Annotated in this window: 2 protein-coding genes; both read right to left on the bottom strand. The window is 48.7% G+C overall.

Features of this window, described 5'->3' with window-relative positions:
- Positions 1-331: 331 nt before the first annotated feature.
- Positions 332-7,468, bottom strand: coding sequence for a non-ribosomal peptide synthetase (locus M8T91_RS15015; RefSeq protein WP_301414977.1), 7,137 nt, complete (start codon positions 7,466-7,468; stop codon positions 332-334).
- On the bottom strand, positions 7,465-17,334 hold the full coding sequence (locus M8T91_RS15020) for a non-ribosomal peptide synthetase (RefSeq protein ID WP_301414978.1): 9,870 nt from the start codon (positions 17,332-17,334) through the stop codon (positions 7,465-7,467). Before M8T91_RS15020 ends, M8T91_RS15015 begins: the two co-directional genes overlap by 4 nt.
- Positions 17,335-17,341: the final 7 nt, after the last annotated feature.

Below are 17,341 nucleotides of genomic sequence, written 5' to 3' on the forward strand. Positions count from 1 at the left end.
AGAGGCTATAGAATCTGTTGGCATAAGGAATTAATAATTATCCAGGACTTCTGACAAATCGGAACAAAGCAGTTACATAAAAATTCAAAGGGTACAAAAGCTGAAAGCAGGGGCCATTGTAGAGATTGGCAACGGATGAACTGTGATGCTCCAGGCTGCATCGCTCGCCGGCGTTTTCGCCTACCTTCACATCCCCTACCGTCGAGCAGGGTCCGCTACGACCTCGATGAGCCATTGATTGTCGAAGTATGTGGAGCCCTGGCCCATACTGGCACTTTTCTCAAGATCTGATTGCCTAAACCTTAGGTCTACCGCGCACATCTTCTCGGACTCAGTCCAGCTTCATGCGATTGCACTGCAAAACCAAGTTGGTCTGCGCCAGCATGCTGTTGTGATCGCCTGATACGGTTAGCAACTTAACCTGACCTCGACATAAATCCTGCCAAGCAAGGTGATTAGCCTGTTGCTTACCGGCAAGATTTCCATCCTGAGCAATGATCAGATTGATATCAATGCTCTGCAGCAGGCTTTCCGGACGATAATCCCGATAAGCTCGAATATCAGCACACACCTGTTCCACTAGGCCCTGATAATCGCTTTTGTTTATGCCGATCCGTTGTCTGGAGCAACAATCCATAAACAGATCCAGCAAATCATTGCCAGAACCTTGCTGCGTAGCCTCTACAATAAATTCATGCGGTGATGCCCCAAGACCATTCATTAACTCAACAAACATTGACTTTAGCAGACCTTGTGTATCGCTAAATAATACTTGCCACAGCAGTGGTGCAGCAGTATCCAGTAACGTCAAACTAACCACCTGTTGGCCAGCCTGTTGTAATTGCTGCACCATCTCAAAAGCCACTACACCACCAAAAGAGTGGCCAATAAGATGAGGTAGCTCTGAGCCGACTTGCGTAGATATAGCATTAATATAATTACCTGCCAGTTCTTCAACCGTCAACGACTTCGCTCCCCAATTGCCATTGTGCACCACCCAGAAATCAGTATTGGGCAGCCTTTTTGCAATGGATTTCCATGACTGGCTATTACCGGCGATACCTGATACGGCAAATACTGGTGGCTTTCCCTGTTTTTGCAACGGCAGCAGTAACTCAGGGATAAGCGGTTGCTGCAACTCAATCAAAGCTCCGAGCTTTTTCGGAGTATGATGTGATAATACTGTGGTAAGCGGATAATCAAGTTGCTGCTGCTGATTAACCTTGCTCATCAATTGAACAGCAAGAATTGAGTGTCCACCCAAATCGAAGAAGCTGTCATGAACACCAATTGTATCAACCGGTAGATCAAGCACCTCACCCCAAAGTGCTACAAGCTGTTTTTCCAGCTCGGTTCCAGGCGCCACATACTCCTTGGTACTCGGGATCTCCACGGACAGGCTTGCCAACTTATTCCGATCCACCTTGCCGTGATCTGTTATGGGAATACTTGCCAGTGGATGAAATATCGCAGGCAGCATATAGCTGGGAAAGTGCTTCTCCAGATCAGCTCGTAACAATGCATTCAGATCGTCAACCGCAATGTCCCTATGGTTTCTGCGGCTGTAAAACGCCACCAAGTATCTATTCTCCCGAGAGCCTGTTTGCTGCAATACAACCGCACAGGATTGCACATCAGGGTGGCGACTTAACTGGACTTCAATTTCCTCTACTTCAATACGATAGCCCCTGATTTTTACCTGGGTATCCACCCTGTCCAGATATTGCAAACTGCCATCATCCAGCCACCTCGCCCTGTCACCACTGCGATACATTCTCTCGCCTGCAACAAATGGATCCACCAGAAATCTCTGCTGCGTCAGCTCTGGCTGATTAACATAACCCCTGGCCAACCCCGCCCCTGCAATATATAGCTCACCCGCTACTCCTATCGGCGCCAAACGGAAATAGTCGTCCAATATGTAAATACGGGTGTTGGCGATGGGTTGTCCTATAGACACCCCGCCATCCGGCAACAGCGCCAGATCATCCATACCAAAGCTTGCTGTAGTACAACCAACGGTTGCCTCCGTAGGTCCATAAATATTAACAATCTCAACCTTTGCCGGATACGCTTGTAAAAATACCAGTTGCTCTTTGCTTAGGGCTTCACCACCAATAATAAGCCGCAGCGGCTTGCAGTCACTGGTGAATGTCGCACAGCGCAGGATAGACAAATGTGCTGGAGTGAGAGTAATAAAGTCATAGCTTTGCTGTAAAAACTTGCCGGAAGCAAATAATTCAGTACCATCCAGTTCACTGATATTTACCAACCTGCCCGATACAAGCGGAACAAACAGTGCGGTAATTGATCCGTCAAACGTAAATGCTTGATGTGCAATGCTGGACTGCCCTTCATCACTAACGTTCAGATACTGGTTTTTACAGTAAATTAAATAGTTCACTAAACTGCGATGCTCAATGGCAACGCCTTTTGGCTGACCTGTCGAGCCTGAGGTATAGATAACATAAGCAAGCCCGTTAACCTCCGCCCGCCGGCCCATAGCCGTGCCAGTGACGCATTGCCCACAGTCCTGACGGTCCTCATCTAAACAAATAATTTGCTGTTGTCTAAAACCCATTTCATGTAGTTCAGCGGCATGAGAGGACTCAGTAACAACCACATTGATCCCACTATTGGCCACTACATGTCTAAGGCGCTCTGCGGGATGCGCCACTGACAGGGGCACGTAGGCACAACCAGCACTCATAATACCCAGTAAAGCCACCATCATATTGAGAGAAGGCTGCAGATACACACCAATCAGTGCCTCAGCCGACAAATCATGCCCAGCTAAAACAGCGGCTAATTGTTCCACCCGCTCGGCTAACTGAGCGTAACTCAACAGCTCCCCGGCACAGGAGACTGCCGGGGCATTAGGCAGGGTTTCCACCTGCTCATAGAACAAATCAATAAGGGTTTTATCAGCAGGAAAATCCGCATCTGTGTTATTGAAATCCTGAAGTAGGCGAATGCGCTCCTGCTCTGGCAGATAATTAAGCTTGGCCAAAGGTTGTTCGGCCTGCCTCAGTACCACATCACACCAACCGGCAAAGTGCTGATACAGACGATCTATGGTTTGCGTGCTAAACAGATCCGTGCTGTATTCCAGGTTTAAGGTTAATCCTTCGGCCTGTTCAATAAATTCCAGGGTCAGATCAAATTTGCTCACCTGATGCGGTAACTGCAGTGGCTGAATATGCGCATCCAGTGCCACCTGCTGGGTATTCTGCAATACCACCATTACCTGAAACAAGGGTGTGGCTGACAGGTTACGCTCCACCTGCATCGCCTCAACGATTTTTTCAAACGGTGCATCCTGGTGTTCATAGGCCGACAAACAGGTGTTCTTCACCGCTGCCAGCAGCTCGCTAAAACTGGCCTGTGGCTGCAGCTTGGTCCTCAATGGCAGGGTGTTTACAAACATACCAATCAACCGCTCGGTTTCCACAAAATGGCGGTTGGCAATAGGGCTACCTACACAGATATCGGTCTGGCCGCTGAATCGCCACAACAATACCTTGACCACACTCAGCAGCGTCATGAACAAAGTCGCACCCTGCTCTCTGGCAAACTGGTTCAGTTGCTGCAGTTGCTCTACCGGTAGGTGATAACTGCGTCTTGTGCCGACAAACCGCTGCACTTTGGGCCGCGGGAAGTCTGTCGCCAACTCCAGCAGTGGTGGTAGTCCCGCCAATTGTGTTTGCCAGTAATCCAACTGCTCGGACAGTAGTCCATGCTGCTCCAGGCGACGGCGTTGCCAGATACTGTAATCCGCATATTGGATTGGCAGTTCCGGTAGCTGTGGCTCACGCCCCTGCTGGTAAGCATGGAGTAATTCGCCCAGTTCACTGAGTAATACACCGGTCGACCAGCCATCACTCACAATATGATGCATATTCAGCAGCAATACATGTTGTTGAGGGGACTGTTTAATCACCAGCCCGCGCACTAACGGCCCTCTCTCTAAATCAAAGGGCTGCCGTGCTTCCTGTAGGCACAAGGCCTCGATAGCCTGCTGTGGCTGCTGATCCACAGACAGGTCCTGATATTGAAACGCGAACTCCCTACTCTGCAGAACCCGCTGTCGGGCACTGCCATTTATATTCGGGAATACTGTACGCAATACCTCGTGGCGTGCAATCACCTGGTTGATCGCTTGATTGAGCGCTTCAATATCCAGAGTTCCCTGCCAAACAACAGCAAACGGTATATTATAATGACTGGCGCCAGGGTCGTGATGGGTCAAAAACCACAACCTTTCCTGGGCATAACTGACCGGCAGCAACCCTGCCTGTTGCTTTGGCCGAGGCTGTAACCCCCTGGCTCTAACAGGCATTTCGGGTTGCGTGTTTTTAGCAATATAACTCGCTAACCCGGCTATGGTGTTGTGCTCAAAAATCAACTTCAATGGCAAATCCAGCGATAATCGCTGCCTGATAAGTGAAAACAACTGGGTAGAGGTCAGTGAATGTCCACCCAAATCGAAGAAGCTGTCATGAACACCAATTGTACCGACCGGTAGATCAAGCACCTCACCCCAAAGTGCTACAAGCTGTTTTTCCAGCTCGGTTCCAGGCGCCACATACTCCTTGGTACTCGGGATCTCCACGGACAGGCTTGCCAACTTATTCCGATCCACCTTGCCGTGATCTGTTATGGGAATACTTGCCAGTGGATGAAATATCGCAGGCAGCATATAGCTGGGAAAGTGCTTCTCCAGATCAGCTCGTAACAATGCATTCAGATCGTCAACCGCAATGTCCCTATGGTTTCTGCGGCTGTAAAACGCCACCAAGTATCTATTCTCCCGAGAGCCTGTTTGCTGCAATACAACCGCACAGGATTGCACATCAGGGTGGCGACTTAACTGGACTTCAATTTCCTCTACTTCAATACGATAGCCCCTGATTTTTACCTGGGTATCCACCCTGTCCAGATATTGCAAACTGCCATCATCCAGCCACCTCGCCCTGTCACCACTGCGATACATTCTCTCGCCTGCAACAAATGGATCCACCAGAAATCTCTGCTGCGTCAGCTCTGGCTGATTAACATAACCCCTGGCCAACCCCGCCCCTGCAATATATAGCTCACCCGCTACTCCTATCGGCGCCAAACGGAAATAGTCGTCCAATATGTAAATACGGGTGTTGGCGATGGGTTGTCCTATAGACACCCCGCCATCCGGCAACAGCGCCAGATCATCCATACCAAAGCTTGCTGTAGTACAACCAACAGTTGCCTCCGTAGGTCCATACATATTAACAATCTCAACCTTTGCCGGATACGCTTGTAAAAATACCAGTTGCTCTTTGCTTAGGGCTTCACCACCAATAATAAGTCGCAGCGGCTTGCAGTCACTGGTGAATGTCGCACAGCGCAGGATAGACAAATGTGCTGGAGTGAGCTTAATAAAGTCATAGCTTTGTTGTAAAAACTTGCCGGAAGCAAATAATTCAGTACCATCCAGTTCACTGATATTTACCAACCTGCCCGATACAAGCGGAACAAACAGTGCAGTAATTGATCCGTCAAACGTAAATGACCAATGTGCAATGCTGGACTGCCCTTCATCACTAACGTTCAGATACTGGTTTTTACAGTAAATTAAATAGTTCACTAAACTGCGATGCTCAATGGCAACGCCTTTTGGCTGACCTGTCGAGCCTGAGGTATAGATAACATAAGCAAGCCCGTTAACCTCCGCCCGCCGGCCCATAGCCGTGCCAGTGACGCATTGCCCACAGTCCTGACGGTCCTCATCTAAACAAATAATTTGCTGTTGTCTAAAACCCATTTCATGTAGTTCAGCGGCATGAGAGGACTCAGTAACAACCACATTGATCCCACTATTGGCCACTACATGTCTAAGGCGCTCTGCGGGATGCGCCACTGACAGGGGCACGTAGGCACAACCAGCACTCATAATACCCAGTAAAGCCACCATCATATTGAGAGAAGGCTGCAGATACACACCAATCAGTGCCTCAGCCGACAAATCATGCCCAGCTAAAACAGCGGCTAATTGTTCCACCCGCTCGGCTAACTGAGCGTAACTCAACAGCTCCCCGGCACAGGAGACTGCCGGGGCATTAGGCAGGGTTTCCACCTGCTCATAGAACAAATCAATAAGGGTTTTATCAGCAGGAAAATCCGCATCTGTGTTATTGAAATCCTGAAGTAGGCGAATGCGCTCCTGCTCTGGCAGATAATTAAGCTTGGCCAAAGGTTGTTCGGCCTGCCTCAGTACCACATCACACCAACCGGCAAAGTGCTGATACAGACGATCTATGGTTTGCGTGCTAAACAGATCCGTGCTGTATTCCAGGTTTAAGGTTAATCCTTCGGCCTGTTCAATAAATTCCAGGGTCAGATCAAATTTGCTCACCTGATGCGGTAACTGCAGTGGCTGAATATGCGCATCCAGTGCCACCTGCTGGGTATTCTGCAATACCACCATTACCTGAAACAAGGGTGTGGCTGACAGGTTACGCTCCACCTGCATCGCCTCAACGATTTTTTCAAACGGTGCATCCTGGTGTTCATAGGCCGACAAACAGGTGTTCTTCACCGCTGCCAGCAGCTCGCTAAAACTGGCCTGTGGCTGCAGCTTGGTCCTCAATGGCAGGGTGTTTACAAACATACCAATCAACCGCTCGGTTTCCACAAAATGGCGGTTGGCAATAGGGCTACCTACACAGATATCGGTCTGGCCGCTGAATCGCCACAACAATACCTTGACCACACTCAGCAGCGTCATGAACAAAGTCGCACCCTGCTCTCTGGCAAACTGGTTCAGTTGCTGCAGTTGCTCTACCGGTAGGTGATAACTGCGTCTTGTGCCGACAAACCGCTGCACTTTGGGCCGCGGGAAGTCTGTCGCCAACTCCAGCAGTGGTGGTAGTCCCGCCAATTGTGTTTGCCAGTAATCCAACTGCTCGGACAGTAGTCCATGCTGCTCCAGGCGACGGCGTTGCCAGATACTGTAATCCGCATATTGGATTGGCAGTTCCGGTAGCTGTGGCTCACGCCCCTGCTGGTAAGCATGGAGTAATTCGCCCAGTTCACTGAGTAATACACCGGTCGACCAGCCATCACTCACAATATGATGCATATTCAGCAGCAATACATGTTGTTGAGGGGACTGTTTAATCACCAGCCCGCGCACTAACGGCCCTCTCTCTAAATCAAAGGGCTGCCGTGCTTCCTGTAGGCACAAGGCCTCGATAGCCTGCTGTGGCTGCTGATCCACAGACAGGTCCTGATATTGAAACGCGAACTCCCTACTCTGCAGAACCCGCTGTCGGGCACTGCCATTTATATTCGGGAATACTGTACGCAATACCTCGTGGCGTGCAATCACCTGGTTGATCGCTTGATTGAGCGCTTCAATATCCAGAGTTCCCTGCCAAACAACAGCAAACGGTATATTATAATGACTGGCGCCAGGGTCGTGATGGGTCAAAAACCACAACCTTTCCTGGGCATAACTGACCGGCAGCAACCCTGCCTGTTGCTTTGGCCGAGGCTGTAACCCCTGGCTCTAACAGGCATTTCGGGTTGCGTGTTTTTAGCAATATAACTCGCTAACCCGGCTATGGTGTTGTGCTCAAAAATCAACTTCAATGGCAAATCCAGCGATAATCGCTGCCTGATAAGTGAAAACAACTGGGTAGAGGTCAGTGAATGTCCACCCAAATCGAAGAAGCTGTCATGAACACCAATTGTACCGACCGGTAGATCAAGCACCTCACCCCAAAGTGCTACAAGCTGTTTTTCCAGCTCGGTTCCAGGCGCCACATACTCCTTGGTACTCGGGATCTCCACGGACAGGCTTGCCAACTTATTCCGATCCACCTTGCCGTGATCTGTTATGGGAATACTTGCCAGTGGATGAAATATCGCAGGCAGCATATAGCTGGGAAAGTGCTTCTCCAGATCAGCTCGTAACAATGCATTCAGATCGTCAACCGCAATGTCCCTATGGTTTCTGCGGCTGTAAAACGCCACCAAGTATCTATTCTCCCGAGAGCCTGTTTGCTGCAATACAACCGCACAGGATTGCACATCAGGGTGGCGACTTAACTGGACTTCAATTTCCTCTACTTCAATACGATAGCCCCTGATTTTTACCTGGGTATCCACCCTGTCCAGATATTGCAAACTGCCATCATCCAGCCACCTCGCCCTGTCACCACTGCGATACATTCTCTCGCCTGCAACAAATGGATCCACCAGAAATCTCTGCTGCGTCAGCTCTGGCTGATTAACATAACCCCTGGCCAACCCCGCCCCTGCAATATATAGCTCACCCGCTACTCCTATCGGCGCCAAACGGAAATAGTCGTCCAATATGTAAATACGGGTGTTGGCGATGGGTTGTCCTATAGACACCCCGCCATCCGGCAACAGCGCCAGATCATCCATACCAAAGCTTGCCGTAGTACAACCAACAGTTGCCTCCGTAGGCCCGTACTCATTAACAACCTCAACCTTTGCCGGATACGCTTGTAAAAATACCAGTTGCTCTTTGCTTAGGGCTTCACCACCAATAATAAGCCGCAGCGGCTTGCAGTCACTGGTGAATGTCGCACAGCGCAGGATAGACAAATGTGCTGGAGTGAGCTTAATAAAGTCATAGCTTTGTTGTAAAAACTTGCCGGAAGCAAATAATTCAGTACCATCCAGTTCACTGATATTTACCAACCTGCCCGATACAAGCGGAACAAACAGTGCAGTAATTGATCCGTCAAACGTAAATGACCAATGTGCAATGCTGGACTGCCCTTCATCACTAACGTTCAGATACTGGTTTTTACAGTAAATTAAATAGTTCACTAAACTGCGATGCTCAATGGCAACGCCTTTTGGCTGACCTGTCGAGCCTGAGGTATAGATAACATAAGCAAGCCCGTTAACCTCCGCCCGCCGGCCCATAGCCGTGCCAGTGACGCATTGCCCACAGTCCTGACGGTCCTCATCTAAACAAATAATTTGCTGTTGTCTAAAACCCATTTCATGTAGTTCAGCGGCATGAGAGGACTCAGTAACAACCACATTGATCCCACTATTGGCCACTACATGTCTAAGGCGCTCTGCGGGATGCGCCACTGACAGGGGCACGTAGGCACAACCAGCACTCATAATACCCAGTAAAGCCACCATCATATTGAGAGAAGGCTGCAGATACACACCAATCAGTGCCTCAGCCGACAAATCATGCCCAGCTAAAACAGCGGCTAATTGTTCCACCCGCTCGGCTAACTGAGCGTAACTCAACAGCTCCCCGGCACAGGAGACTGCCGGGGCATTAGGCAGGGTTTCCACCTGCTCATAGAACAAATCAATAAGGGTTTTATCAGCAGGAAAATCCGCATCTGTGTTATTGAAATCCTGAAGTAGGCGAATGCGCTCCTGCTCTGGCAGATAATTAAGCTTGGCCAAAGGTTGTTCGGCCTGCCTCAGTACCACATCACACCAACCGGCAAAGTGCTGATACAGACGATCTATGGTTTGCGTGCTAAACAGATCCGTGCTGTATTCCAGGTTTAAGGTTAATCCTTCGGCCTGTTCAATAAATTCCAGGGTCAGATCAAATTTGCTCACCTGATGCGGTAACTGCAGTGGCTGAATATGCGCATCCAGTGCCACCTGCTGGGTATTCTGCAATACCACCATTACCTGAAACAAGGGTGTGGCTGACAGGTTACGCTCCACCTGCATCGCCTCAACGATTTTTTCAAACGGTGCATCCTGGTGTTCATAGGCCGACAAACAGGTGTTCTTCACCGCTGCCAGCAGCTCGCTAAAACTGGCCTGTGGCTGCAGCTTGGTCCTCAATGGCAGGGTGTTTACAAACATACCAATCAACCGCTCGGTTTCCACAAAATGGCGGTTGGCAATAGGGCTACCTACACAGATATCGGTCTGGCCGCTGAATCGCCACAACAATACCTTGACCACACTCAGCAGCGTCATGAACAAAGTCGCACCCTGCTCTCTGGCAAACTGGTTCAGTTGCTGCAGTTGCTCTACCGGTAGGTGATAACTGCGTCTTGTGCCGACAAACCGCTGCACTTTGGGCCGCGGGAAGTCTGTCGCCAACTCCAGCAGTGGTGGTAGTCCCGCCAATTGTGTTTGCCAGTAATCCAACTGCTCGGACAGTAGTCCATGCTGCTCCAGGCGACGGCGTTGCCAGATACTGTAATCCGCATATTGGATTGGCAGTTCCGGTAGCTGTGGCTCACGCCCCTGCTGGTAAGCATGGAGTAATTCGCCCAGTTCACTGAGTAATACACCGGTCGACCAGCCATCACTCACAATATGATGCATATTCAGCAGCAATACATGTTGTTGAGGGGACTGTTTAATCACCAGCCCGCGCACTAACGGCCCTCTCTCTAAATCAAAGGGCTGCCGTGCTTCCTGTAGGCACAAGGCCTCGATAGCCTGCTGTGGCTGCTGATCCACAGACAGGTCCTGATATTGAAACGCGAACTCCCTACTCTGCAGAACCCGCTGTCGGGCACTGCCATTTATATTCGGGAATACTGTACGCAATACCTCGTGGCGTGCAATCACCTGGTTGATCGCTTGATTGAGCGCTTCAATATCCAGAGTTCCCTGCCAAACAACAGCAAACGGTATATTATAATGACTGGCGCCAGGGTCGTGATGGGTCAAAAACCACAACCTTTCCTGGGCATAACTGACCGGCAGCAACCCTGCCTGTTGCTTTGGCCGAGGCTGTAACCCCCTGGCTCTAACAGGCATTTCGGGTTGCGTGTTTTTAGCAATATAACTCGCTAACCCGGCTATGGTGTTGTGCTCAAAAATCAACTTCAATGGCAAATCCAGCGATAATCGCTGCCTGATAAGTGAAAACAACTGGGTAGAGGTCAGTGAATGTCCACCCAAATCGAAGAAGCTGTCATGAACACCAATTGTACCGACCGGTAGATCAAGCACCTCACCCCAAAGTGCTACAAGCTGTTTTTCCAGCTCGGTTCCAGGCGCCACATACTCCTTGGTACTCGGGATCTCCACGGACAGGCTTGCCAACTTATTCCGATCCACCTTGCCGTGATCTGTTATGGGAATACTTGCCAGTGGATGAAATATCGCAGGCAGCATATAGCTGGGAAAGTGCTTCTCCAGATCAGCTCGTAACAATGCATTCAGATCGTCAACCGCAATGTCCCTATGGTTTCTGCGGCTGTAAAACGCCACCAAGTATCTATTCTCCCGAGAGCCTGTTTGCTGCAATACAACCGCACAGGATTGCACATCAGGGTGGCGACTTAACTGGACTTCAATTTCCTCTACTTCAATACGATAGCCCCTGATTTTTACCTGGGTATCCACCCTGTCCAGATATTGCAAACTGCCATCATCCAGCCACCTCGCCCTGTCACCACTGCGATACATTCTCTCGCCTGCAACAAATGGATCCACCAGAAATCTCTGCTGCGTCAGCTCTGGCTGATTAACATAACCCCTGGCCAACCCCGCCCCTGCAATATATAGCTCACCCGCTACTCCTATCGGCGCCAAACGGAAATAGTCGTCCAATATGTAAATACGGGTGTTGGCGATGGGTTGTCCTATAGACACCCCGCCATCCGGCAACAGCGCCAGATCATCCATACCAAAGCTTGCCGTAGTACAACCAACAGTTGCCTCCGTAGGCCCGTACTCATTAACAACCTCAACCTTTGCCGGATACGCTTGTAAAAATACCAGTTGCTCTTTGCTTAGGGCTTCACCACCAATAATAAGCCGCAGCGGCTTGCAGTCACTGGTGAATGTCGCACAGCGCAGGATAGACAAATGTGCTGGAGTGAGCTTAATAAAGTCATAGCTTTGTTGTAAAAACTTGCCGGAAGCAAATAATTCAGTACCATCCAGTTCACTGATATTTACCAACCTGCCCGATACAAGCGGAACAAACAGTGCAGTAATTGATCCGTCAAACGTAAATGACCAATGTGCAATGCTGGACTGCCCTTCATCACTAACGTTCAGATACTGGTTTTTACAGTAAATTAAATAGTTCACTAAACTGCGATGCTCAATGGCAACGCCTTTTGGCTGACCTGTGGAGCCTGAGGTGTAGATAACATAAGCAAGCCCGTTAACCTCCGCCCGCCGGCCCATAGCCGTGCCAGTGACGCATTGCCCACAGTCCTGACGGTCCTCATCTAAACAAATAATTTGCTGTTGTCTAAAACCCATTTCATGTAGTTCAGCGGCATGAGACGACTCAGTAACAACCACATTGATCCCACTATTGGCCACTACATGTCTAAGGCGCTCTGCGGGATGCGCCACTGACAGGGGCACGTAGGCACAACCAGCGCTCATAATACCCAGTAAAGCCACCATCATATTGAGAGAAGGCTGCAGATACACACCAATCAGTGCCTCAGCCGACAAATCATGCCCAGCTAAAACAGCGGCTAATTGTTCCACCCGCTCGGCTAACTGAGCGTAACTCAACAGCTCCCCGGCACAGGAGACTGCCGGGGCATTAGGCAGGGTTTCCACCTGCTCATAGAACAAATCAATAAGGGTTTTATCAGCAGGAAAATCCGCATCTGTGTTATTGAAATCCTGAAGTAGGCGAATGCGCTCCTGCTCTGGCAGATAATTAAGCTTGGCCAAAGGTTGTTCGGCCTGCCTCAGTACCACATCACACCAACCGGCAAAGTGCTGATACAGACGATCTATGGTTTGCGTGCTAAACAGATCCGTGCTGTATTCCAGGTTTAAGGTTAATCCTTCGGCCTGTTCAATAAATTCCAGGGTCAGATCAAATTTGCTCACCTGATGCGGTAACTGCAGTGGCTGAATATGCGCATCCAGTGCCACCTGCTGGGTATTCTGCAATACCACCATTACCTGAAACAAGGGTGTGGCTGACAGGTTACGCTCCACCTGCATCGCCTCAACGATTTTTTCAAACGGTGCATCCTGGTGTTCATAGGCCGACAAACAGGTGTTCTTCACCGCTGCCAGCAGCTCGCTAAAACTGGCCTGTGGCTGCAGCTTGGTCCTCAATGGCAGGGTGTTTACAAACATACCAATCAACCGCTCGGTTTCCACAAAATGGCGGTTGGCAATAGGGCTACCTACACAGATATCGGTCTGGCCGCTGAATCGCCACAACAATACCTTGACCACACTCAGCAGCGTCATGAACAAAGTCGCACCCTGCTCTCTGGCAAACCGGTTCAGTTGCTGCAGTTGCTCTACCGGTAGGTGATAACTGCGTCTTGTGCCGACAAACCGCTGCACTTTGGGCCGCGGGAAGTCTGTCGCCAACTCCAGCAGTGGTGGTAGTCCCGCCAATTGTGTTTGCCAGTAATCCAACTGCTCGGACAGTAGTCCATGCTGCTCCAGGCGACGGCGTTGCCAGATACTGTAATCCGCATATTGGATTGGCAGTTCCGGTAGCTGTGGCTCACGCCCCTGCTGGTAAGCATGGAGTAATTCGCCCAGTTCACTGAGTAATACACCGGTCGACCAGCCATCACTCACAATATGATGCATATTCAGCAGCAATACATGTTGTTGAGGGGACTGTTTAATCACCAGCCCGCGCACTAACGGCCCTCTCTCTAAATCAAAGGGCTGCCGTGCTTCCTGTAGGCACAAGGCCTCGATAGCCTGCTGTGGCTTATCTGCTCCAGAGAAATCGTAAAAAGCAAATGCAAATGACCATTCTGACAGCAAATGCTGACTGAGCTGATTCTGCTCTGTGTATATAACGCTACGTAATACTTCATGTCTGCATAAAATCTGGTTGAAGGCTCTATCGAAATTAGCCAGCTCAAAATCACCGCTGATCGTTACTGCTCGCACACCATGGTATTCCGTATTATCAGGTTGTAATTTTTGTAAAAACCACATGCGCTCCTGAGCATAACTGAGTGGTATCGCTTTAACATGTCGACGTAGTACTGGAATTTTTTCGTCTCCACTGGCTGCTTCAGTACTGATAAATGCTGCCAGGGACGCAATAGTAGGATGGGAAAACAGACTCATCAGTTGCAATTCGATCGCCAGTTCCATTCTGATCCTAGACACCACCTGAGTCGCGGTTAATGAATGACCGCCCACCGCAAAGAAATCATCATTAATGCCCAGTTCCGTATCCGGTAATTGTAGTGCTTCACACCAGATCGCCTGTAGGCTGTGTTCAATCTCGTTGCGGGGAGACACTTTTTCGGTTGGCGAATCACTTACTATCCTGATTTCCTGTAAGTGTTTACGATCGATTTTACCGTTGCCGGCCAGGGGAAACTGTTGCAGATGAGAGAACGCTGCTGGACGCATAGGTTGGGCTAATCGCCGGGCAAGCCATTGTTGGATTTCTTCAAGTTCCTCGCTGGTCAATGCTTTTTCACGTTGATAAAACGCCACCAGTTTTTGATTTACTCCTTCCCCTTGTACCACCACAGCCACTTCGTCAAGCAAAGGATGTGAAGATGCTGTCACTTCTATTTCAAAGATTTCAATTCTGTATCCACGAAGCTTTATCTGGTTATCCAGTCTGCCAACAAAAGCAATAGTACCCTGCCTTGTCCAGTAGGCTTTATCACCACTACGATAAAGTTTTTCACCGGGAATAAATGGCGAATCGATAAATTTTTCTGCACTAAGCTGTGGATTATTTAAATAGCCCAGTGCCAAGCCCGCACCGCCAATGAAAAGCTCTCCGGCTACGCCTTCCGGCACTGGATTGAGTTGCTGATCCAGCACATACACCTGACTATTGCTCAGGGGTTTACCCAAACTAATTTCTACCTCAGCTGCACTTAGGTCGTCACTAGATAGCTTCGAAACTGTGGTTTCTGTCGGTCCGTAATTGTTATAGATACGACATCGTGGATTGGCGTTTCTCGCCTGTTCAAGTAAATCTTTGCTGAGTGGCTCGCCTGCGAATACCAAGACCTGCTGGGGCATAACACACTGGCTATGTGACAGGGTGAACATGCGAAAATGAGACGGGGTGAGCTTGATGCAATCTATATTGTGACGATTGAAGTAGCTGAGTAACTCCGGCGGATTATGCACCAAATCTGTGTCAATGAGATGCAGAGTTTTGCCAAACAACAGGGAGACAAATAAATTGAAGTAACCCAAATCCGCTGATAATGTCGAAACATTGGCAAATACAGCACAGGACTGCAATTGCAATCTATCATAGATGCTACAGCAATAGTCAATCAGTGCACCCTGGCTTATCATTACCCCTTTTGGCTTACCAGTAGTACCTGATGTGTATATCACATAGGCTAAGCTATCACTGCCCGATTGCGCAACTGCGCCTGTGCTAAGCAGTGCAGCTGTATCTGCCAGGGTCACATCAATATCAATAACGGTTACATCAGGTAATTGTTTTAGTACCGTACTACTGGCAGACTGCACCATCAACCAATGACAGCCGCTATCTTGTAGAATCTTTGCCAGTCTGTCATCGGGAGTATCGGGATCAATTGGCAGGAACGCGGTACCAACCCGCCATGCAGCCAGCATTGCTGCCACCATAAACGCACCGCTTTCGGCAATAATAGCCACCAGTCCACCCGCCGGCAATTCATTTTTTTGCAAACTATAGGCCAGCTTTCTGACCTGCTGTTCCAGCATAGCAAAACTCAGTTCTTCACCACGCCATACAAGTGCGACACGATCCGGATTAAGGCTTACCTGTTTACTAAATAATGAATAAAGCCCAGCTTTAGTTGGATACTCTCTCTTGGCAGTCTGCCCTAAACTGAGTAGTAATCTTTGTTGCTCAGGTGTACAGATCCGCAGATTTTGCAATTGTAGATCTGGCTCCTTGCTGATCTGCTCAAGCAGATAGCTGAAGTGTTCTGCTAACTGCTGCACCAATACCGGTGAATACATGGATTCGTCAAATTTGAAACGTAAGGAAAAATCCTGATTTTTTTCAAACACTTCAAATGCAAATTCAAATTCACCCTGCTGATGGATATCTTCCACGATAGCCATATGCAATTGGTCATACATAGCCAAACCAGACAAATCACTACCCTGAGTAAAATTTTGGTACGCATAGGCCAGCTGAAATACCGGGTGACGATCTTTATTCTCGATATCAACCCCATTCAACAATAATGGAAACGGATACTGACCATTAAACAGACCATCCAGCATGATTCGCCGGGCTTCTTTTAACAGTGCTGAAAACGCCATCTCGCTATCCACATTCATGCGTATAGCCAGCATATTGATAAAATACCCCAGCGTATTGGCATAATCTTTACTAGGTCGCCCCAAAGTCGGCATACCCAATACTATGTCCTGCTGACCACTGTATTTATGTAACAGCAGTTGGAACATTCCCATAAAGAAAACAGATTTGGGTATTGACTGCTGTTCACAATATTGCGTTATCCAACTGACTCTTTGTTGCTCAAGTGCAAACCAAAGAGTCTGGTTTTGGGCCTGTCGACTAGATTTCTTCAGGTTGGGCACCAGTTCAAAGCTGTATAATTCATCGGCAAGTTGTTGGCGCCAGTACTGTTGTTGGGATCTGCCTTGCTGCGAGGCTATGAATGTCGTCTCCCACTGTACATAGTCGGCAAAATCAGCCCCCTGGTTCTCTGTCACATATGGAATGTCTTGAAGCAGACTTTGATACCTAGCAAATAATTCTTGTAGTAATAGAATAGCTGATGTGCCATCAAGTATAATATGGTGAATAATAATCAGCAGATAGTGTAATTTGCTGCTATCGGTATAGTAGTCGATTCGGGTTAACGGCGCATTATTCAGTGTGAATGGTATTTCCACAGCCTTTCTAATGGCTGCCAACATAGCATTTTTATCGGGCAGTAGTACATGGGTTCTTAATTCACTCAACCCCTGTTGTTCAACGTTATTTACCAATCCCTGAGGTGTTTCCTTAATTCTGGCCATCAATATTGGATGCTGCTGCAACAGCTGCTGCCACGCCTGGTTGAATACTTTTGTGTCTATCGCTGCATCTAATGTAAGACATACAGGGATGTTGTATGACACAGACTCAGGATTCTTTTGTTGAATAATATACAAACCTTTTTGTGCAATAGATAACGGAAAACTGACCGCTGCCTGACGCACAGACGACTGAGTCTCACCTGCCTTTTTAACATCTCTTAGCAACAAAAGTTGAATAATCTCAGCTTTGTGGTGAATAATTTTTTGCTGGATCTCAGCTGTCACTACCCCTGGTTTGGCGTAACAGCTGAGTTGTTGCCCTTTGACAGCCAGTTTGATACCTGAAGACGATAATTGCTTCAAAAACTGAATTACAGTATGCATAATGAAT

The organism is Microbulbifer sp. MI-G (assembly GCF_030440425.1).
GTDB lineage: Bacteria > Pseudomonadota > Gammaproteobacteria > Pseudomonadales > Cellvibrionaceae > Microbulbifer > Microbulbifer spongiae.

What these genes read in the sequence shown, in the direction of transcription:
- M8T91_RS15020 (WP_301414978.1), bottom strand. Translation starts at nt 17,334, where the DNA reads ATGCATACTGTAATTCAGTTTTTGAAGCAATTATCGTCTTCAGGTATC.